The 19,989-nt window shown below is 73.3% G+C and carries 18 protein-coding genes; 4 read left to right on the top strand and 14 right to left on the bottom strand.

The features are described 5' to 3' along the window. Nucleotides 1-2: 2 nt before the first annotated feature. The 3 genes from ACZ7LU_RS32195 to ACZ7LU_RS32205 all read right to left on the bottom strand — a co-directional run bounded on the left by ACZ7LU_RS32195 (nucleotide 3) and on the right by ACZ7LU_RS32205 (nucleotide 2,648). Complete coding sequence (locus ACZ7LU_RS32195; protein WP_471918736.1) at nucleotides 3-1,073, bottom strand: YeiH family protein; 1,071 nt, start codon at nucleotides 1,071-1,073, stop codon at nucleotides 3-5. Beyond that, a complete protein-coding gene (locus ACZ7LU_RS32200; RefSeq protein ID WP_468556338.1) occupies nucleotides 1,073-1,642 on the bottom strand; it encodes a cysteine dioxygenase family protein in 570 nt (189 codons plus the stop codon). Before ACZ7LU_RS32200 ends, ACZ7LU_RS32195 begins: the two co-directional genes overlap by 1 nt. 100 nt (nucleotides 1,643-1,742) lie before the next feature. Continuing rightward, nucleotides 1,743-2,648, bottom strand: a complete 906-nt coding sequence (locus ACZ7LU_RS32205) for a LysR family transcriptional regulator (protein ID WP_398297419.1) — start codon at nucleotides 2,646-2,648, stop codon at nucleotides 1,743-1,745. Nucleotides 2,649-2,856: 208 nt separating this feature from the next. Between ACZ7LU_RS32205 and ACZ7LU_RS32210 the strand changes: the two genes are divergently transcribed. Next, the gene (locus tag ACZ7LU_RS32210; RefSeq protein WP_471918848.1) at nucleotides 2,857-3,690 is read left to right on the top strand and encodes an ATP-grasp domain-containing protein; all 834 of its coding nucleotides are present in this window, start codon (nucleotides 2,857-2,859) and stop codon (nucleotides 3,688-3,690) included. An 18-nt stretch (nucleotides 3,691-3,708) separates the two neighbouring features. Here the strand turns inward: ACZ7LU_RS32210 and ACZ7LU_RS32215 are convergent, their stop codons facing one another. From ACZ7LU_RS32215 to pgfA, 11 genes are all read right to left on the bottom strand, one after another. Continuing rightward, nucleotides 3,709-4,950, bottom strand: a complete 1,242-nt coding sequence (locus ACZ7LU_RS32215; protein WP_471918737.1) for a beta-ketoacyl-[acyl-carrier-protein] synthase family protein — start codon at nucleotides 4,948-4,950, stop codon at nucleotides 3,709-3,711. 138 nt (nucleotides 4,951-5,088) lie between these two features. Next, nucleotides 5,089-5,685, bottom strand: a complete 597-nt coding sequence (locus ACZ7LU_RS32220) for a hypothetical protein (RefSeq protein WP_398297415.1) — start codon at nucleotides 5,683-5,685, stop codon at nucleotides 5,089-5,091. Continuing rightward, the gene (locus ACZ7LU_RS32225) at nucleotides 5,666-6,469 is read right to left on the bottom strand and encodes an FkbM family methyltransferase (RefSeq protein WP_398297413.1); all 804 of its coding nucleotides are present in this window, start codon (nucleotides 6,467-6,469) and stop codon (nucleotides 5,666-5,668) included. The genes ACZ7LU_RS32220 and ACZ7LU_RS32225 overlap by 20 nt, the downstream gene beginning before the upstream one ends. Before the next feature lie 13 nt (nucleotides 6,470-6,482). After that, the gene (locus ACZ7LU_RS32230; RefSeq protein WP_398297411.1) at nucleotides 6,483-6,710 is read right to left on the bottom strand and encodes a Trm112 family protein; all 228 of its coding nucleotides are present in this window, start codon (nucleotides 6,708-6,710) and stop codon (nucleotides 6,483-6,485) included. Then, entirely contained in the window at nucleotides 6,707-7,615 is a 909-nt protein-coding gene (locus ACZ7LU_RS32235; RefSeq protein WP_468303798.1) for a DMT family protein, read from the bottom strand. Before ACZ7LU_RS32235 ends, ACZ7LU_RS32230 begins: the two co-directional genes overlap by 4 nt. A gap of 14 nt (nucleotides 7,616-7,629) precedes the next feature. After that, the gene (locus ACZ7LU_RS32240; protein WP_398297407.1) at nucleotides 7,630-8,367 is read right to left on the bottom strand and encodes a class I SAM-dependent methyltransferase; all 738 of its coding nucleotides are present in this window, start codon (nucleotides 8,365-8,367) and stop codon (nucleotides 7,630-7,632) included. After that, nucleotides 8,364-9,764, bottom strand: a complete 1,401-nt coding sequence (locus ACZ7LU_RS32245; protein WP_468083221.1) for a condensation protein — start codon at nucleotides 9,762-9,764, stop codon at nucleotides 8,364-8,366. Before ACZ7LU_RS32245 ends, ACZ7LU_RS32240 begins: the two co-directional genes overlap by 4 nt. Next, nucleotides 9,761-14,152 (bottom strand): DUF3367 domain-containing protein, encoded by a 4,392-nt coding sequence (locus tag ACZ7LU_RS32250; RefSeq protein WP_471918738.1) that lies wholly within the window; start codon nucleotides 14,150-14,152, stop codon nucleotides 9,761-9,763. The genes ACZ7LU_RS32245 and ACZ7LU_RS32250 overlap by 4 nt, the downstream gene beginning before the upstream one ends. After that, nucleotides 14,149-14,868, bottom strand: a complete 720-nt coding sequence (locus ACZ7LU_RS32255; protein WP_398297401.1) for a class I SAM-dependent methyltransferase — start codon at nucleotides 14,866-14,868, stop codon at nucleotides 14,149-14,151. The genes ACZ7LU_RS32250 and ACZ7LU_RS32255 overlap by 4 nt, the downstream gene beginning before the upstream one ends. Next, nucleotides 14,865-16,040 carry a glycosyltransferase family 4 protein gene (locus tag ACZ7LU_RS32260; RefSeq protein ID WP_468716026.1) on the bottom strand — a complete coding sequence of 392 codons (1,176 nt, stop codon included), beginning with the start codon at nucleotides 16,038-16,040 and terminating at the stop codon, nucleotides 14,865-14,867. Before ACZ7LU_RS32260 ends, ACZ7LU_RS32255 begins: the two co-directional genes overlap by 4 nt. Nucleotides 16,041-16,246: 206 nt before the next feature. Continuing rightward, nucleotides 16,247-17,281: a cell envelope lipid trafficking protein PgfA gene (gene pgfA / locus ACZ7LU_RS32265; RefSeq protein WP_471918739.1), complete on the bottom strand. Its 1,035-nt coding sequence runs from the start codon at nucleotides 17,279-17,281 to the stop codon at nucleotides 16,247-16,249. 227 nt (nucleotides 17,282-17,508) lie between these two features. On the opposite strand from pgfA, the gene ACZ7LU_RS32270 reads away from it, so the two are divergent. The 3 genes from ACZ7LU_RS32270 (at nucleotide 17,509) to ACZ7LU_RS32280 (ending at nucleotide 19,880) form a co-directional block, all read left to right on the top strand. After that, entirely contained in the window at nucleotides 17,509-17,661 is a 153-nt protein-coding gene (locus ACZ7LU_RS32270) for a hypothetical protein (protein ID WP_361714866.1), read from the top strand. Nucleotides 17,662-17,667: 6 nt separating this feature from the next. Then, nucleotides 17,668-19,071, top strand: coding sequence for a PucR-like N-terminal domain-containing protein (locus ACZ7LU_RS32275; protein ID WP_471918740.1), 1,404 nt, complete (start codon nucleotides 17,668-17,670; stop codon nucleotides 19,069-19,071). Between the two features lie 107 nt (nucleotides 19,072-19,178). Beyond that, nucleotides 19,179-19,880: an SCO2400 family protein gene (locus ACZ7LU_RS32280; RefSeq protein WP_471918741.1), complete on the top strand. Its 702-nt coding sequence runs from the start codon at nucleotides 19,179-19,181 to the stop codon at nucleotides 19,878-19,880. The last annotated feature ends 109 nt before the right edge of the window (nucleotides 19,881-19,989 follow it).

Consider the following 19,989-nt stretch of genomic DNA (forward strand, 5'->3'; position numbering starts at 1 on the left):
CCTCAGTACGTCAGCACCACACCCGCGTACGACACCCCAGCGATCACGCCCCACGAGATGAGCCCGAGCGCTGCCACTCGGCCACCGGTACGGGTCAGGGACGGCAGGTCGACCGCGCTGCCCAGGCCGAACAAGGCGGCGGCCAGGAGGAGTTCCTGCGTCGTGTGGGCCAGGTCGAGTGCCTCGCCGGGCAGCCAGCCGGTGGTGCGCAGGGCCACCATGGCGAGGAAGCCGACGACGAAGAGCGGCACGAGGGGCGGCCGCTTGGTGCCCGCGGTCCCGGCCGCGGAAGCCGGGACGCGTCGGCGTGCCCGTACCGAGAGGGCCACCGCCGCGACGAGCGGCGCGAGCAGCGCGACCCGCATCAGCTTGACCAGGACCGCGTCGCCGAGCGCCCCTGCGCCCGCGGTCTGCGCGGTCGCCACCACCTGCCCCACGTCGTGCACGCTCGCCCCGACCCACCGCCCGAACTCCGCGTCGCTGAGCCCCAACGGGTGTTGCAGGAGGGGAAGTGCGGCGATGGCGAGCGTGCCGCACAGGGTCACCAGGGCCACCGACGTGGCCGTGTCCCGCTCGTCGCTCTCGGACACCTCGCTGACCGCGCCGATCGCGGACGCGCCGCATATCGAGTAGCCGGTGGCGATCAGCAGGGGTTGGTCGCCGCGCAGCCCCATGCGGCGGCCCAGCCACCAGGTGCCGAAGAAGGTCACCGCGACGACGCAGAGCACCATCGCCACCGAGGCCCAGCCGAGCCCGAGCACGTCGTCCAGGCTCAGCTTCAGGCCGAGCAGCACGATGCCGACGCGCATCAGCCGCTTCCCCGCGAACGTCAGTCCGGCCTTGCCCGGACCGCGTACGAACGCGTGCGCGGCGCCCGGCAGATGGGCCGCGACGATGCCCAGGACCACGGCGGCGGTGAGCATCGGCACGCCGGGCACCAGCTGGTGGACACCCCACGCCACGGCGACGCCCAGCACGGCAAGCGTCAGGCCGGGCAGCTTGCGGGGCGGGCGGGTGAGGGGGGCGGTGGCGCGAGGCGTACGGGACTTCGGGCGTTCGCCGAGGAGTGCCATTACCGGTCGGCCGGCAGCTCGTACACCCGGCGGACGCTGCTGCCCAGGCGGGCGATGTCCGCCCCGTATATGTGGATCGATATCGCGCGGCTGCCGCAGGCGTTCCACACCCGGTGGATGTCGCCGGGCGGCGCGAAGCCGCAGACCGCGCCCTGCGGGTTGACGACGTCCTCCGTGGCGACGAGCCGCGCGGCGCCGCCGTTCTCGGCGGCGGGCACCAGCCGGTAGCGGCGCTCGCGCTCCTCGCCCTCGTGGACACCCGTGACGCACCACGACACGTGGTCGTGGACCGAGGTCCGCTGCCCCGGCAGCCAGACCAGCGCCACGATCGAGAAGCTGCCGTCGTGCTCGGCGTGCAGGACGTGCTGGCGGTAGTGGTCGGGGTCGCCCTCGCACTGCTCGTCGGTGAGCAGGTCGGCGGTGCCGAGGTGGGGGGCGAGCCGCTCGCCGACCAGGTACGCGGTCAGGTCGGGGGGCAGGCCGCGCCCCACCGCCTCGCGCACGTCGGCGACGAGGGAGTCGAGGCGCTCTGTGGTCCGGGCGGCCCGGTACGCGGTCGGAGTGCTCATACGGGCAGCGTCGCGCCGCCGACCCATCACGTCCAACGACAGTCTTTTGGCAACCCCCCAACTTCCGCTTATGGACGGCGCGGCACGAGAGGGCGGACGATCAGCAGCCGACGCGGTGGGCGGCCACGGTCCGCAGCTCGTCGAGGACCAGGGCGGTGGCCGGTATCCGCAGATGGTCCTTGAGGACGTACGCCGACACCTGGCGCCGCGACGCGGGGTCGAGGGCGCGGCCCGTCACCTTCCGGTGGCAGAGGAAGTTCAGGACGAGGCCCGGCATCATCGCGATGCCGAGCCCCTCGGCGACCAGGCTCTGCACCACCAGGTTGTCGTCGGTGGTGAAGGCGATGTCGGGCGCGAAGCCCAGCTCGGCGCACTCGTGCAGGAAGTTGGCCCGGCAGCGCGGGCAGCCCGCGATCCACCGCTCGTCCGCCAGCTCGGCGAGCCGGACCGACCGCTGGCGGGCCATCCGGTGCCCGGTGGGCAGCAGCACGGTCAGCTGGTCCTCCAGGAGCGGGATCTCCGCCAGCTCCTCCGGCACCTCGTCGTGCAGGCCGGGATAGGTGAAGGCGAGCGTGATGTCGCACTCGCCGCGCACCACGCGCCGCAGCGATTCGGGCGGCTCGTCCTCCAGGAGCTCCACGCGCACGCCCGGGTGCCCGGACGCGAGCCGGGCCAGGGCCTCGGGGATGAGGGTCGCGTTGGCGCTCGGGAACGCGCAGACCCGCACCCGGCCCGAGCGCAGCCGCGTGATCGCGTTCATCTGCTGCTGGGCGGCGGAGATGTCGTCCAGGATGATCCCCGCGTGCCGCGACAGCGCCTCGCCCGCCTCCGTGAGCCGCATGCGGCGGCCGACGCGGGTGAACAGCGGGGTGCCGACGGACCGCTCGAGAGCCTTCATCTGCTGGGTGATCGCCGGCTGCGTATAGCCGAGCGAGCGGGCGGCCGCCGAGTACGAACCGGCCCGGACCACCTCGTGGAACGTCCTGATGTGCCGTGAATCGAACACCGCTGAATCATAAGCAGATGTTGGAGGCGGCGAACAAGGCCGGTGCGCGGCTTTTGCCTCCGGGGCACGCCATCGCTCCTCGCCGGGTACGCGTCCTCGTCCTCCGGGGCGCGTGGGGCGCGGTTGTTAGCCTGCGGGGGCTGTGACCGCGTACGAACAAGGAGTCCCCGTGGCAAGCCCCCGCATCGCACTGGTCACCCTTCGGCCGATGCCCGACCACGACCGCGACCTGCCGTCCCTCGCGCGGGCCCTCGGCGAGTCCGGAGCCGAGCCCCACATCGTCGGCTGGGACGACCCCGACGTCGACTGGGCCGGGTTCGACCTCGCGGTGATCAGGTCCACGTGGGACTACAGCTGGCGCGCCGCGGAGTACGTGGCGTGGGCCGAGCGGTGCGCCCGGCTCACCCGGCTCGCCAACCCCGCGGACGTCGTCCGGTGGAACACCGACAAGCGCTACCTCGGCGAGCTCGCCGAGGCCGGCGTGCCCGTCGTCCCGACGTACTACCGCGCACCCGGCGAGGCCGCGGAACTCCCCGAGGTGGGAGGGGAGTTCGTGGTCAAGCCGACCTCCGGGGCCGGGGCGCGGTACGCCGCCCGCTACCGCGCGGACGAGCGGGAGGCCGCACTGGCGCACCTGGCCCGCATGCACGAGGAAGGCTTCACCGCCATGGTGCAGCCCTACATGCGGCGAATAGACGTCACCGGCGAGCGCGCTCTCGTCTTCTGCGGCGGACAGTTCCTGCACGCCGTCCAGAAGGGCGCGGTGCTCACGCCCGGCACGGCGTACGACGCGGCCAAGACGCCCCACCCCGACCTGCGCCCCTGGCAGCCCACCGAGGCCGAACTCGACGTCGCCGAGCGGGCGTTGGCGGCGGTGCCCGGCTCTCCCGAGCTGCTGTACGCGCGCGTGGACCTCGTCGACGGCGCCGACGGCGGCCCGCACGTCATGGAGCTCGAACTCGTCGAGCCCAACCTCTTCCTCACCGTGCACCCCGGCTCGCTGCCCCGCGTCGCGGAGCTGATCCACAAGGCGGCGTTGTGACGCCTCCCCGCGAAGGCCTCATGCGCGGGCGAGGACGAGCACGGAATTGTGCCCGCCGAAGCCGAGCGAGGTGGACACCGCACAGTCCAGGCGGGCACTCCTGGTCGTCCCGGCCACCTCGACGGGGACGCGCGGGTCCTGCGTGCGGAGATTGACCGTGCCCGGCACCAGCTGCTCCTCCAGGGCGAGGACGGTGAAGGCCGCCTCGATGCCGCCGGCGGCGCCCAGCGTGTGCCCGGTCATGGACTTGGTGGAGGTCACCAGCGGGCCCTCGCCCAGCACGCGGTGCAGCACGGCGCCTTCCACCAGGTCGTTCATGACGGTGGAGGTGCCGTGCGCGTTGACGTGGCCGATGTCGCCCGGGCCCACCGCGGCGTCGGCCAGCGCGGCGCGCAGCGCCAGCTCGACGCCGGCCTCGCTCGGGGCGACGGGGGAGGAGGCCTCGCTGGAGGTGGTGGCCCCGTACCCGCGGACGGCGGCCCGCGGCCTGGCGCCGCGGGCCCTGGCGTGTTCCGCGCGCTCCAGGACCAGCATCCCCGCGCCTTCCCCCACCACGAAGCCGTCCCTGTCGACGTCGAACGGGCGGCAGGCGCCGGCGGGGTCCTCGGTGCGGGAGGACAGCGCCTTCGCGTTGCACGTACCGGCGAAGACCGCCCGGGTGCACATGGACTCCGCGCCGCCCGCGACGGCGATGTCGCAGGCCCCGGCGCGCAGCAGGTGCAGCGCCGTGCCGATCGCGTCGGTGCCGGAGGAGCAAGCGGTGGCCACCGCGAGGCTCGGGCCGCGCGTGCCGAGGTCCCTGGCGACGCTGCCGGCCGCTCCGTTGACCACGCTCAGCGGCGCGAGCCTCGGCGACACCCGGCGGGCGCCGCGCTCGGTGAGCGTGGCGTGCTGCTCGGCGTAGAAGTCGAGGCCGCCGTGGGCCGAGCCGACGACCACCGCGACCCGGGTGCTGTCCCAGACGTCCGGGCCGAGCCCCGCGTCCGCCACGGCCTCCCGTGCGGCGACGACGGCCAGCTGTGCGAAGCGGTCCATCAACCGGTGGCTCGCCACTCCGAGCACGGCGTCGATGTCGAGGTCGTCGATGGTGTACATGAAGTCGCAGGGCAGGTCCCGCAGCGCGTCGGGCCGCCGCACACCGCGGGGGGCGGTGGCGGTGGTGACCTGGTGCCAGGTGTCCTTCACGCCGATGCCCGCGGCGGTCACCAGCCCGATGCCCGTCACCGCGGCCGCGACGGGCTCCCGTGCCGCCCCCGTCATGCCGCGACTGCCTTCTGGCGCACGGCGGACTGCGGGGGGTTCTTCTTCAAGAGAAACGTTGCACGCTCGGTGACTTCCACGTCGGTACCGCTCCTTGTTCGCGACGGACACGTGGGGAACGCGTCACCGCGCGGCAAGTCACGGTTGCCCGCGGGTACCGAACGAACGTTGGAGCAGCCCCCAGGTGAACTCCGCGACGCACGACCGCAGTTGCCCGTCCGCGTCCGGCGCTTCGAACGCGAGGCCCCACCGGGTCGGCGCCGACCCCTCCATGGGACGCGCCGGAGCGAAGGCGCGCGCCGCCTCGTCGACCGTGCACGACCAGGGCGTCAGATCGTCGAGCGTCCGCAGCTCGGGCGCCGGCGCCCCGGGCGCGCGCACCAGCCACTCGTTCCACACCGCGCCGTTCGGCGCGAGGAGCACCTCGAAGCGCAGGTCGGGCCAGAGCGGCACCGGCCAGAGCAGCGCCTCGCACTCCAGGTCGCCGATCCGGCGGCGGACGGACGACTCCGGGGCGCCGAGGACCGAGCGGTACCGGGACGCGGCGCCGCGCGAGCGCGCGGAGCGGGTCATCGCCTGCCAGCGGCGGTTGGCCTCCCGCATGTCGGCGACGGAGACGCCCAGTTCGTGCCGGGCGTCCTCCACCAGGTCGGCGTTGTGGTCGGCCATCCGGCGCAGCAGGACCAGCTGGAAGTCCAGGGCGTCGAACGAAGAGCTAGCGGGCATGCACCCCATCGTCGCGCACCTCGAGCGCTCCCGGGCGGTGACCGTCGGGGAGGAACAGGACCGAGTTGACGTACCGCGGGTGTCTCGGCGTGAGGACCCGGCGCAGCAGGCCCTGCGACACGACGTACGACGTGCCGGACTGGTGCGCCTCCAGGTCGAAGGAGGCCAGCGGCAGCCACGTGTCGTGCGGCAGCACCCAGCCCCGGTAGCCGTGGCCGCGGGTCAGGAGCTCCACGATCGGGGCGATCGGCTGGATGCGGGACTCCAGCTCTATGAAGATCGCCGGCCGGTCGCGGGTGATCAGCTCGTGCGCGCCGCGCAGCACCGGCAGCTCGTTGCCGTCCACGTCGATCTTGACGAAGTGCACGTCCCGCAGGCCGAGCCCGTCCAGGGTCACGCACGGCACGTCCACGGCGACGTCGTGGATGTCGCGGCGGACGAGGGACGACACACCCCGTTCGCCGCGGTCGCCGCGCGGCAGCCAGAGCCGGGCCGTGCCCGGGCGGTCCGTCGCCGCGGCCTGGATCACCCGGACGTTGCCGGGCGTGCTGGCGGAGAGCAGCCGCGCCAGGTGCGGCACCGGCTCCACGGTCACCACGCGGTGCGCGCGCGAGGCGAGCCGCCGCGACCACGGGCCGTACCAGCCGCCGACGTCCACGGCGGTGCCGCAGCCCGGCGGGCAGAGGTCGCCGAGCCGTCCGAGCTCCGGCTCGAAGCGGGGGTAGACAAGCCGGGCCAGGGCGGCGATCAGACGGTCGGGGACATAGGGCGCCACGCGGGCGGCGAAGGTCATGGGCACCCTCTCGTCATGGGGACATTCGTTTGAGCAGCTGTTCGTGCGTGTCTTCCGGGACCTGCTCGCCGGAGGAGGGCAGCAGCTGCGGTATGCCGTCGATGACGGGGTAGCGGCGGCGCAGCCGCGGGTTGTACAGCGACTCCTCCGGTACGAGGGGTTCCTCGGCGGACAGCAGGTGCAGCGGGCCCTTGTCGAGGGGGCAGGCGAGGATCTTCAGCAGCGGGTCGTCGGGGTTCATCCGCTGGTCAACTCCTTGGGAGCGGGGGAGGGTCGGGGAGAGGTGCCGTCGTGCTTCGGCATGGCGATGAGCACCGACACGGCGAGGACGGTGCCCGCGATCCGCAGCGTCAGGCGCACCGGTTCGTGCGGCAGCGCCTCACCGAAGGCGAGGGTGCCGAGCACCGCGGTGAACAGCGACGTCACCGTCGTGCACACCGGGACGATCAGCGACGCCCGGCAGCGCTGCAGGGCCGCCTGCGACATGATCAGGCCGAACGCGCCGGTGAACAGCAGCAGGTAGGGGTAGGGCGAGCGCAGCAGGCCGCCGAGCGCGCCGCCGATGTCCTCCGTCGTCAGATAGCTGGACACGCCCTTGATGGCCAGCGAGCTCACGCCGTACAGCAGGCCCACGGCGACGCCGTACTCGACGCCCGCCGTCGGCATGCGGTGCCGGTGCCTCGCGCGGCGCTCCGCGGAGCCGTACAGCCAGACGCCCGCCGCGAGCGACGGCAGGCAGACCGTGAGGATGAGCGCCACGGGCGCGCCGCGGCCGACCGTGTCGCTGTCCTCGCTGAGGGAGAGGACCACCATGAGCAGCGCCAGCAGGATCCCGGCGACCGCGTACCGCTCGCGGCCCGAGGTCCGCTCGCCGAGCAGCACGGACGAGAGCAGCAGGAGCAGGACGAGGCCGGACACGAAGATGCCCTGCGCGGCGGCGATCGGCAGGGTGCGGTAGACGGCAAGCTGGGCGGCGAAGCCCGCCGCGAGGGACAGCGAGCCGCCGATCCACAGCCAGCTGCCGAGCACCTGCCGCAGCAGCTGGGCGGGTTTGCGGACGCTGACCGACGGCATGGCCGTCAGCGCCCGCTTCTCCAGGACGAAGCCGGTGCTGTAGAGCAGGTTCGCGATCAGTGCCGCGGCCACGCCCCACCACATGGTCAGGCCCTTCGGGCGTGCAGCAGGAGGATCGAGGCGGCGCTGGGCACGGCGCAGGCGAGGCGGTCCAGGGCGCGCAGCGGGCGCGGCACGCCGTGGAAGGGGGCGCCGGACAGGCGTACGACCTCGAAGCCGGCGGCGGCGACGAATTCGCGCAGGGCGCGGGCCGTGTAAAGCCGCAGGTGTCCCACGACCTCCTTGCCCGGGCGGCCGTGGATGGCGCGCAGGCTGACCTCGGAGAAGACGGGCTGCACTCCGGCGAGGAGCAGGCCGCGGTTGTACCAGGCGGCGAGGTTGGGGGTGGAGAGCATGAGGTGCCCGCCTGGTCGCAGGATCCTTCTCAGCTCGTCGAGGGCGCTGTCCGGGTCGACGAGGTGCTCGACGACCTCGCTGAACAGCACGGCGTCGGCGGCGCCGTCGGCGAACGGCAGCCCGCCGTCGGAGAGTTCACCGCGCACGACGTACGGGAGCCGGGCGTGCGCGCGCTTCAGGGCGTCCTGCGACCAGTCCACGCCGATCACGCGGTGGCCCGCGAGGACCGGTGCCGCGGTCGCCGCGGCCGTGCCGTCCCCGCAGCCGATGTCGAGGACCGTGGCGGTGCGGGCGGTGGCGGGGCCGAGCGCGGCGGCGAGGATGCGGGCCTGGCGGAGGCTGCGCGCGTCGCCGGACGCGACGGGGACGGCCGGGTTCTCGTAGAAGTCCCGGAGCTCCGGGGGGCGTTTGGTGGTCGCGGTGGTCACTTGGGCCCCTCCTTCTTCTCCGCGGCGGGGCCGCCGGGCTCGGTGTGCTCCGTCGCGTGGAGGTAGTGCTCGAAGAGGTCGCGCAGGTGGGCGCCGTCGCCGTGGCTGAGGAGCGTCTTGGACCAGCGCAGGGCGAGGTGCAGGCGGCCCGCCGTCGAGGCCGTCGTCACGGTGAGGCCGCGGGGCAGCCGGGCCGGCGCGGAGAACCACACGGCGTGCGCGCGGCCCGCGTCGCCGAAGTCCAGGGCGTACGGGACGCGGCCGATGTTGCTGAGCAGCGTCGTCGACGTCCAGGGCGCGGCGGCCCTGCGCAGGCCGCGGGTGGCGGCGGCCCTGAGGGTGACGGGCAGGACGGGTGCGGTCAGGAGGGCTGCGCCGCGGCCCAGCTGGGGGCGGGGCAGGGCCTTGAGGGCGCTGGTGCGTTCGGAGGTGCGGCGCAGCAGGTCGCGGGTGGCCTCCGGGGTCCACTCGCGCGGGGCCAGCTCGGCGGCGCCGAAGGGCACTTCGACGAGGCGGGTGCCGTTGCCGATCGGCATGGTGGCGTCGCGGGGGCGGTCGTCGACGGGCATCGTGATGCGGAAGGGGCGGGGCCGGGCGCCGTGTTCGCGGTTCCAGTGGGCGATCATCAGCGCGGTGGCGACCATGAGCTGGTCGTTCACGGTGAAGGGCGAGCCCTTGGGGCGGCGCGGCACCGGCAGCTCCGCGACGAGCATGCCGTTGCCGGGGGAGGGCTCGGGCGAGCCCTTCGCGACCCGGGCCGGGGGCGACAGGGCCGACGGGGCGTCGGCCGGCAGCTGTTCCTGTGCCGCCTGTGGTCCGGCGGGCGCACGGGACGGCGGGGCCGCCGGGGAGTTGTCGCGGCCGCCGTAGAGCTCCGCGGCCGTCGCGAGGACGCGCAGGCAGGCCGGGCCGTCCAGGGCGGTGTGGTTGATGGTGAGGAAGAGGACGGAACCCCGGTCCTCGGTCGCCGGTGCGCCCTCTGCGGGGGGCGGTTGCTTCACCACCTCCAAGCGGATCGGCGGTGAGGACGTCAGCGGGGGCGCCTCGGCCAGGGCGCGCTCGCGGGCGCGTTTGAGGGCGTCCGGTTCGGCGGGCGGGAACGTCACGACCTCCACGTCCGGGTCCGCCGTCAGCTCCCACTCGTAGCGGCGGCGGTACCAGGGGCCCCGCGCCTCCCGCATCAGGATGCGGGGGTGGCGGCGCAGGGCCTCGGCGAACGCGGCCTTGAGGCGGTCCTGGTCCGGGGTGCCCGGCAGGTGCACCTCGATGTGCACGGTCTCCGGCTCCTCCTCCTGGAGGCAGTGCCGGGAGACCTCGTCGACGACGGGGAACGGCACGCGCGCGGGCGGCCGCCCGGGGCCGTCCGCACGCCGTGCCGGATGTTCCAGTGCGGTCATCGCTGGGTGCCTTCTCCTGTCGTGGACTTCCGCCCGCGGCGTGCGAGGCGCATCGTCCTGCGGCCCGGCGGCGCGGGCTCGGGCTGGGCCGCCGCGGGGCCGCGGGCCGAGACGGTCGGCCCCGCGTCGTGCCGGGGCGCTTCCGGTGCGGTGTCCGGGCCGCCTCGTGTGCGGCGGGGCAGCGGGGGCGTCGCGGGGGCGGGGCCCGGCGCGGGCGGGTAGGGCGGGACCGGGCCGTACTCCAACGTATCCGTGGTGCGGTGCCGTGTCTCCCGTACCGTCACCAGCGCGGCGAACAGCGCGATGAGGGCGAGGAGTTGGGCGGCCGGGCCGAACGCTCCCTCGTCCGCCGAGACCGTCTCGCCGGCTCCCGCCGCCGCCGCGATGCCCGCGCCCGCCATCGCCAGGAACGCGACCGGCACCAGGAGCGCGTGACGCCACCAGGCCAGGAGCGCGAGCGCCGGGACCAGCAGGGCGAACGGGCCCGCGATCACCGCGGCCACCAGCGTGAGAGCCACCGTGCCGAGGATGACGCCGGGGGCGGGCGGCGGGCCGGCCGGGGCGTCCGTGTCGGTGTCGCGGCGCCGCGAGAGGACCAGGACCAGGGCCGCCAGGGCGAGGACGCCGACGCCGGCCAGGATCAGCCCGATCTCGTAGATCTGCGACGGCTCGTAGGTCAGCTTGACCGTGCCGCCCTCGCCGTTCGGCACCAGCCAGCCCTGCTGCCAGCCGTCGAGCCGCACCGAGGTGAGCTCCTTGCCGTTGAGGGTCGCCTTCCAGCCGTCGTTCACGTTCTCGTACGTGGTGAGGTACGAGGCCGCTCCCGAGCCGACCGTCACCTCGCGGCGGTCACCGAGCCAGTCCTTGATCTTCAGGTCGCGGGAGGCCGTGTCGACCTCGCCCGGCGTGCCGTGGGTCAGCGACGCGTCCATGACGGCCAGCGGGCCCGCGTCCCCCGTCTCCAGGCTGTGCGCGCCCGCGCCGAGCCGGACGGCCGGGGACTTCTCGCCCTCCTGGCAGAGCGTGATGTCGACCGGGCGCCGTTCGGTGAGGTCCCGGACCCTGCCCTTGGCGCTCGTCTCGTACAGCTCGCCGTCGATCGACATCGTCGGGCCCTGGCCGCAGGGCAGCGAGAAGCGGTCCGCCGGGTCGGGCTGCTTGGTGCGGTACTCGTCGAGCGCCGGGATGTACACCTCGGTGAGGCCCACGGGCAGCTGGAGGTCGTCGTCCGCCATCGGGTTGTGGACCGTGAGCGGCGCGGTCTCCGTGATGGTGATGTCCATCTCGTCGGTGGTGATCGGGGTGAAGCGGGCGTTGCCGTGCTCGTCCACGCCCGCGGTCGCCGCGCCGTCCGGCGAGCTGATCTCGATCTTCACCGGGCGGGTGGAGAGACCGCCCGCGGCGGGCAGCACGATCTCGCCCACCGCCTGCTTGCCCGGCCACTTGAGGTGGATCACGGGCCGGTTCGCGGAGCCCGCGATCCAGCCCGTCGTCAGGTCGCCGTCGGTGAGGTTGCGCGGCGACAGACCGTTGCCGAGCCGCGCCGTCGAGTCCGCCGTCGCGATGATCTGCCGCTCCTGCTCCGGCGCCACCTTGTACAGCAGCTCGTCCAGTGCGGCGCCCGGCACGGCGACCGCGCTCGCCTTGAACTCGTACGCGCCCTCGCCCGTCGTCGTGAAGCGGCGGTGCAGGCCGGCCTCGGCGTTCACCGGGGACAGGGCGCTCGGGTCCGACGAGCGGTGCATGGAGTACGTCGTCGCCTTGGCGTCGGTGGACTTCTCCGCGTCCGTGGGGAGCTGGAGGAGCTTGGTGACGCGCACGTCGGGGACGCTGATCTCCGCGAAGCCCGCGCCGGCCAGGCCGGGGCGCGCCTCCTCGGTGTCCACGATCGTGATCTTGATCCAGTCGGTGGTGCCCGCGCGGGCCTTGATCCGCTGGGCCGTGCCGTCCGGCCGGAGGTCGCTGGTGACGCTGCCCCGCTCCGTCTCCACGCGCACCCGCGTGGGCGCCGACCGCACGCCGTCCTGCGGCAGCGGCGTGACGCGGAAGGAGGACGGGACCGCGACCTTCGAGTTGAACTCCGCCTTGATCCACTCGCCGTCCGCGGAACCCGAGCCGCCCTCGGCCCAGGCCGTGCCCGGGTTCCCGTCGAACGCGTTCACCGGGTCGTACTGCGGCAGGTGGAAGAGCCAGTTGCCGTAGCTGGACGCGGAGACCGACCTGGCGCCGCGCAGCTCCGCCGTCGTCTGGTGCTCGATGCCCTTGGTCGGCAGGATCTGGTGCGGCTTCTTGCCGGGGTCCTGCACGGCGTCGACCGCGTTCCGCTCGTCGCGGCCGTACGTGTAGGAGGTGTTGGAGTTGACGAGGCCGAAGCGGGTGTCGGCGCGGCGCAGGCCGTCACCGACCGCCTGCAGGCCGGGCGCCCCGATGCCCGGGTGGTTGTCACCGGTCAGGACGGCCGGGCGGTCCCGCATCGACGGGTCGGCGGAGAGCGGGAGCAGGGACTCCGGGCCGCCGCTGACGACCGCTGTGTTGGACACCGGCTTCAGACCCGCCTGGCCGGGGCGCTCGGCGCCCTTGCCGGGGGCGTAGATCTCGACCGCGCGCTGGCGCGGATAGAGCCCCTCGACCTGGATCGGGGTGTCGTCCTCGATCTTCCCGCCGGTCGTCGTCGGACCGAGGCCCGTGACCCGGCTGAAGCCCGACTCCTCCAGGGTCCGCTTCACCGTCGCGGACGGGACGTGGCCGACCTGGTCGGGGTCGAGGTCGTTGCGTACGACGACGTAATAGAGACCGGCACGCGTCAAGTAGTCCCGCAGGCCCGGCACTTCGCCGCCGGTCATCAGCGCCTGCTCGACCGCGTCCATCGCGCGGCGGTTGCCCGGCGTGCCGAACGGCACGTAGTCGCGCTGCGCCCACCGCGAGTCGGCGAGCACGTCCAGGGGCTGGTCGATGGGGGAGCCCCAGGTGTAGATGCCGTGCGCGGTCGCGGGGACGACGAGGGCACGGGAGTCGGGGGAGTACTTCTCCAGCCAGTCGGCCGTCGCCTGCCAGTACGTCGGCAGCTTCTGGAACGAACCGGGCTGCAGGATCGAACCGTTGACGTACGGCCAGGCGAGGCCGGGCAGCACCAGGGCCGCGGCGATCAGCGGCGCGAAACGCCGCCCCCGCACGGGCCGCGCGCCCCGCGCCTGGGAGGCCACGCCCACCAGGTGCATCAGCCCGAAGACCAGCGCGAGCGCCAGGCCCGTCTGGAACTTGTAGATGTTGCGGAACGGCACGAGGCCGCCGTTCAGCCACGACTGGACGGTGTCGTGGAAGGGCGCCCCGAACGCGCCGCCGTACCCGGCGAGCGTGACCAGGGCGACGGAGAGGACCGTCAGGACCAGCCAGCGCCGCTCCGGCAGATCGCGCCGCGCCAGGCCCGCGAGGCCGAGCGCCGCGGCGAGCGCCGAGCAGACGATCGTCACGACGGCCGTCGCCACCGTCCAGCCCGCGGGCAGCCACGCCTCGCCGAAGTGCAGGTACGCGACCCAGTTCCCGGCGCCGCGCAGCGTCTCGGTCGCCGACATGGTGCCCGTCGTGGTGGCCGAATTCTCCACGTACGGAAGGAAGTTCTCGCCGTAGATGCCGAGCATCAGCAGCGGTATGACCCACCAGGCCGTGGCGAGGATGACGCCCGGCACCCACCAGGTGATCAGTTTTCTCTTACGGGGGCCGTTCGGCCGGGAGAGGAGATAGAGGCCCACCGGCAGCAGTGAGGCGAGCGTCGCCGCCGCGTTCACACCGCCCATGAACGGGATGATCAGCGCCGAGCGGCACGCGGCGAGGCGCGCGCTGATCCGCTCGTCGGCCAGCGGGAGCAGCACCCACGGCAGCACCGCGCCGGGCAGCGCGGCCGCCGACGTCGATCCCACCACCACGGTGAACGTCGGCCACAGCGCGTACACCGCCGCGCCCAGCAGCCGGCTGGGACGGCTGCCGATGCCGAGGCGCTCGGCGAGCCGCAGCGCGCCCCAGAACGCCGCCGTCACGATCAGCGACAGCCACAGCCGCTCGGCCAGCCACACCGGCAGCTGCACCAGGTCGGCCAGGCCGTAGAACGGCAGCATCGGGAAGACGTAGCCGACGTACTGGTCCTGGATGCCGCCGAAGCCGCCCCGGTCGTGCCAGAGCTGGCCGAGGTCGGAGAGGAACTGCCAGGGGTCGACGGCGACACCGAGCTTGGTGTCGAACGTCATCCGCCCGGGTTTCACCGCGAGGAACAGCACGAACACCACGGCCCAGAACCCGAGGAGCCAGCGCCGCGAGCGCGGCCCCCGCGAGGGTTCAGGGGCATCGGTCGTGGGTCTTACGGCCGCCGGGGGTGGGGCCTGGACCGTGGTCATGGACACCGCCTGAGAATGAGAAGGAGATTCCAGGTCGCGATCTCGCGCACACCCGGCACCTTGGTGATCGCCCCGGCCAGGAACGGCCAGTAGCGCGAACGCGCCGATACGACGGCCACGTCGTCGCGGCCCCGCACCTCGCGCAGGGTCGTGCCGACGTGGTGGGCGAAGAGGTTCTCGCCGAGCGTGTGCTTCGCGGCCTTGCCGGTACGCCGTTCATAGCGGGCGCGGGCCCGGTCGGCGCCCAGGTAGTGCCAGGGCGCCCACTCGTGCCCGCCCCACGGGGAGAGCCAGTTGGTGAACGAGACGTAGATCAGACCGCCGGGCCTGGTGACCCGGACCATCTCGCTCAGGAACGTCTGCGGGTCGTCGACGTGCTCCAGGACGTTCGAGGAGAACGTGACGTCGGCGACGCCGTCCGCCAGCGGCAGCAGATACCCGTCGGCCACCACCGAACCCTCCGGCGGCTTGGCCCCCAACTCGGCCGGATCCGGCTCGAAGAGGAAGCACTGCGCGCCGCGCCGCCGGAACTCCTCGGTGAAGTAACCGCCCCCGCCGCCGATGTCGACGACGACGCGGTCCTTCACCGGTACGTACGCCTCGACCTGGTCGGCGGCGTCCCGGGCGAGGAGGGTGTAGCACCGCTCGGGTTCCTGCTGCTCGCGCAGGAAGGCCCGGAAGAGGGTGGCGGAACGGCGCAGCGAGGGGTCCTTCACGCAGACCCCTGGGATATTCCGGCCGCGTGGTGGGCGGCGACCGCCTCGGCCGCCACCGACTGGAACTGCCGCACCGTGTTGCCCCAGCGGAACTGCGCGGCCCGCTCACCTGCGGCCTTGCCGAGGGACCTGCGGCGCTCGGCGCTGAGGGCGAGGGTGCACCAGGCGGCGGCGAAGGAGCTCTCGCCGCGCGCGAGGAGCCCGGTCACGCCGTCCTCGACGGAGTCGCGCACCCCCGGCACGTCGAAGCCGATCGAGGGCGTGAAGCGGGTCGCCGCCTCGGTGATGACGAGCCCCCAGCCCTCCACGGCCGACGGGTGCAGCAGCATCCACGCCTCACAGAGCAGCCGGTGCTTCTCCGCCTCGGAGACATGGCCCTTGAACTCGACGCCGGGGCCCGCGAGTTGTTCGAGCCGGCCGCGCTCGGGGCCGTCGCCCACGATCACGAGGCGGCCACCCGTGACGGGTCTGACCCGCTCCCAGAGCCGCAGCAGCAGATCGATGCGCTTGTACTCGACGAGCCGCCCCATCGCGAGGAACAACGGCTCGTCGGAGCGGGGGTGCAGCGGCCCGGGTTCCTCGACGCCGTTGTGCACGATGCGGATGCGCTCGCGCTCGACGCCGATCGCCCGCAGCGCCGTCGCCGTCGACGGCGACACGGCCACGAGGAGATTGCCGCGCTGCGCACCGGACAGCGCCCAGTGCTCCAGCTTGCGGCCGAGCCGCGCCGCGGGGGCGAGGGCGCCCTGGAAGCGCATCCCCCACAGATCGGTGTGGACGTGGTTGACCAGGCACAGGGTGGGCCCGCGGTGCCACAGCGGCGCCAGGTACGGCATGCCGTTGCAGACCTCGACGAGCAGGTCGCAGTCGCCGACCTGCCGGGCGAACGCGGAGCGCGCCCGGACGAAGTGGCCCAGGTCGCTGCCCGCGGACACCACGCGGTAGTCGCGGTACGCGGCGGGCCCGCCGCACAACAGGGTCACCTGGTGGCCGAGGCCGCTGAGCCCGTCGGCGAGCCGGTCGACGAGGAGCTCGGAGCCCCCCGCGGCCGGATTGCCGAGGTCGCGGTGGGCGAGGAAGACGATCCGGCGCGGCTGTGGGGGAGGCGCCGGAAGGCGCTCCGCGCGGCGTGGGGCGGCCGCGCGCAGCGAGGACGGTACGTGCTGGGGCATGCGTGCTCCAACTCGTCTCAGGGTGCGGAACTGTGGGGGGTCCGGTCGGCGGAACGGTCCTGCTGGGTCATGGGGGAGTGCTGCGGGGGTGGTGCCGGGGTGGTGCGGGGCTGTGCGTGGGTGGGGGTGGATAGTTTTCGCCGCCCCGTACCGCGCGGCTACTCACCGAAGTGACAATTTTTGCGCTTTCAAGGGCTGACGTCTCATCACATCGTGGTGGGTTGCAGGGCGGTCGGTGACGCGTCCGGATTCGGACTCCCGGACTCCGCCGAACCGCCGTGCCGTCCGGGGCCGTTCGCCCCGTCGTCGCGCCGCCCACGCGCGACGAGCACGACACCCGCCACCGCGAGTACCCCGCCCAGCGCGCCCGCACCGAGCGGAAGCGTCTCGCCGACCAGTTTCAGACGACTGCTGTCGTCGTCGGCGAGCTTCACCTGAGCCTTCTGCGTGGCCGGCGTGAACGCGATCCGCTCGCTGTCGAGCAGCACCGTCGCGTCCTTGTCCGAGCCGGGCGCCCGCAGCGTCTTGCGGGGCCCGATGGCGGCGTAGATGATCCGGCCGGTGCGCTGGTCCGCGACGAGCTCGATGCCGTGGTTGGCGTAGTACTCGTCCGCGATGACCTGGCTCTTCCTCGGCTGGCCGACCATCCGCCCCGGCACCTGACGCGTGCCCGTCTTGGTGGCCTTCACGGTCGCCGTGAAGCGGTACCCCTCGTACCCCTGGATCTTCTTCGTGCCCTTGTACGTGAGCGGCACGGTCGCGCCCAAGGTGTTGTCCCACCAGCGGTAGGACCGCTTCTCGACGTCGAAGGGGAACTTCAGATAGGCCTCCCCCTCGAAGTACGGCTCCTCGTCGCAGCAGTGCACGGGCTTGTTCGTCTTCCGGTCCGTGACCCAGCGCTCCTGGGTCCACTGGAGCGAGTCGTGCGGGCTGGCGGCGGGCAGCGACTTGTCCGGGTCGACGGACGTCACCACGTCCCAGACGGCCCGCCCGCTGTCCTCGCTGTCTGCGACGTCGCCGCGGACCTGGCGGGTGATCGTGAGGTTCTTGTCGTGGACGGTCTTGATCTTCTTGGTGTCGAAATAGCTTCCTTTGCCCTTGAAGACCGTGATGGTGTCGATGTCCACGGGCGTGCGTTTCGCTCGGGGCTCCACGTACCAGGCCAGCATCGGCGCGAGGACCAGAAGAAACGCGCCGAGCCCGAGAAGGATCAGCGACAGAGGTGAGGCGGTGCGGCGCATGAGGTCACTCCTGGGCTGAGGCGGGAGAAGTGTTACTGAGCCGTATGGGCCGGGAACGTAGGCCCACCCTTGACGAAGTGTCAATGCATTGCAGAGACTGAGCACTTGCCGGACGGGGCCGGCGCGGGCTGTGCGACCAGGACTTCGTGGCCGGAGCTTTCCGGCCGGCCGAGTGCCTGCGCGCCCCGGGGTGGGGACGACCTCCGACAGAGAGGCTGACCCTCGCAATGCACCGACTGCTCGCCGCTTCACTCACCGTCGCCGCCGGGGCGCTCCTCGCCGTGGGCGCGGCGCTCGGCATCGTCGCACTCCTCGACGCCACACCGGACCAGCCCAACACGCCTCTTGTGCATTACGAGACCCCGGCGCGGGGGCAGTGAGCGACCGTGGCCGCGACCAGCGCCCAGCCGTCCGGTGACCGGACGGCCGACGACAGCTTCCCGGCCGGACGGACAGCCGACGCCGGCTTCCCGGACGACCGGACTCCGGAGGGCACACCTCCGCACCGCTCCGCCTGGCGTGACGTACCGCCACGGCAGGTACGGCAGTTCGCCGCGCTCGCCCTGGAGGAGGTGCCGGCGCTTGCCCAGGACATCCTGCGCGAGATCCGCGCCGAGTACCCCGGCCTGCCCGTCGTCCTCGACGACTCCGGCGAGCCGATGGCGCTCATCGGCATCCGCCGCGCCCTGGAGGGCTTCGTCCAGCAACTGGCGTCCCAGGAGGGCAGGCCCCGCTACCACCTGGAGGTCTTCCAGGAGTTCGGCCGCGGCGAGGGCCTGCACGGCCGCAGCCTCGACTCGCTCCAGGCGATCTACCGCCTGGGCGTACGGCTGGCCTGGCGCCGCCTCGCCGAGATCGGCCAGCAGATACAGATCCCGCCGCCCGCCATGTACGAACTCGCCGAGTCGGGCTTCGAGTACCTGGACGGACTGGTCGACCAGTCCGTACGCGGATACGCGGAGGCAGCGGCCCGCGAGGCGGGCGAACGCCTGCGGCTGCAACGCAAGTTGATGGAACTCCTGCTCTCCGAGCGGCGCTCCGACAGCACGACGGGGGCCGCCCACGGACCCGGGGCGGGCATCGGCCCGGCATCCGGCGGCAAGGCCTCCGCTTCCGGCAAGACCTCGGCCCTCGGCAACGCCCTCGGCGAGCGCGCCGCCCGCGTCGGCTGGCAGCTGCCCGAACGCGTCGCCGTGGGCGTCCTGCTGCGCCCCGCGCGGGAGGCCGTCGCACCCGCCGTCGGCGAGGGCGTCCTGCTCGACATGGAGGCCGAGCAGCCCCGCATGGTGGTGCCCGACCCCGAAGCGGCGGGGCGGCCCGAACTCCTGCGCCGCGCCATGACCGGCTGGTCCGGCGCCATCGGCCCGCCCGTCGCCCTGGCCGACGCCGCGAAGTCGCTGCGCTGGGCGGAGGCGGCGGTGCGTCTCATGGAGCGCGGACTGCTGCCCTCCGGTGAGGTCCTGCACTGCACGGAGCACACCGAGGCGCTGGTGCTGCTGCAGCCGGAGGAGCTGATCGAGGACCTGGCCCGCCGCTGTCTGGCCCCCCTGGAACACTGCGGTCCGGCCCACGGCCGCCGCCTCGCCGAGACCCTCCTCGCCTGGCTGGAAACCCGCGGCGGCGCCCCCGAGGTGGCGGCCCGCCTGGGTGTCCACCCGCAGACGGTCCGTTACCGCCTCCGCCAGATAAGGGAACTCTGGGGCGACGAGGTGGACGACCCGGACCGCCGCTTCGAACTGGAACTGGTGCTGCGGGCACGTCGTCTGAGAGGCCTGCTGGGCAGGGCGTGACGCGCCGGCGCCACGCCGTCGAACTCACCGGACTTTTCGATTCCGCACACAACTTTCACAGCCCCCGCTTCCGCTGTCACCGGCGTGGCGCCTAGCCTCCATGCCTCATGGACTACTGCCACCCGTGCCGCAGGCACCTCAACGGCGCCCTTGCCTGCCCGGGGTGCGGAGCCCCGGCCGAAGCCTGCCGGGAGTACGCGCAGTCCGTCCCCGCGCCGGACGCGGAACCGGCCGACCGCGATGCCCCGCACGAGGCGCGGCCCCCGCACGCCCGCGGCCGCGCCCGCAGGGCGCACCGGCGCCGGCGCCGCAAGGTCCTGTTCATCACCGCGGGCCTCGCCCTCGCGGCGGGCGGCCTGAGCCTCGCCGAACTGGGCGCGGAGGACCCGGCCGCGGTGTCCGCCCCGGCCTCCGGCCCGTCCCCGACGGAGACCACGGCCCCGGGCGGCGGCACGACGGCAGAGGACGCGGCGGCCACATCGACGGCCCCCTCCGGAACGGAGTCGCCGGACGTGAAACATCAGGACGACGAGACCGACAAGGCCGCCAAGGCCAACAAGAAGAACCGAAAGGAAGAGGGGGAAGAAGAGAGACCGGGAAACGCCGGGCCAGAAGGGGCGAAGGGCACGGAAGCGGGAGAGGGGACCGGCGAAGAATCCGCGCACACGACCCCTTCGACACAGACACCTCCCAAATCCCCGGACGCCACCCCCACCCCCACGCCACCCACTCCCACCACCCCAAGACCGACACCCGCCGACCCGACCCCCACCAAAACGTGCGACCGCTTCCTGTGGTGGTGCACGTAGCAGGGCCGACCGGAGGCGAGGAGAACTGCGCGCGACGAGGGCCGGTGGGGAGCATGTGCGCGGGGTGTGAGCGAAACGTGAGCGAAACGTGAGCGGCGGAGCTCACGCT

This window comes from Streptomyces sp. NPDC039462, from assembly GCF_055639375.1.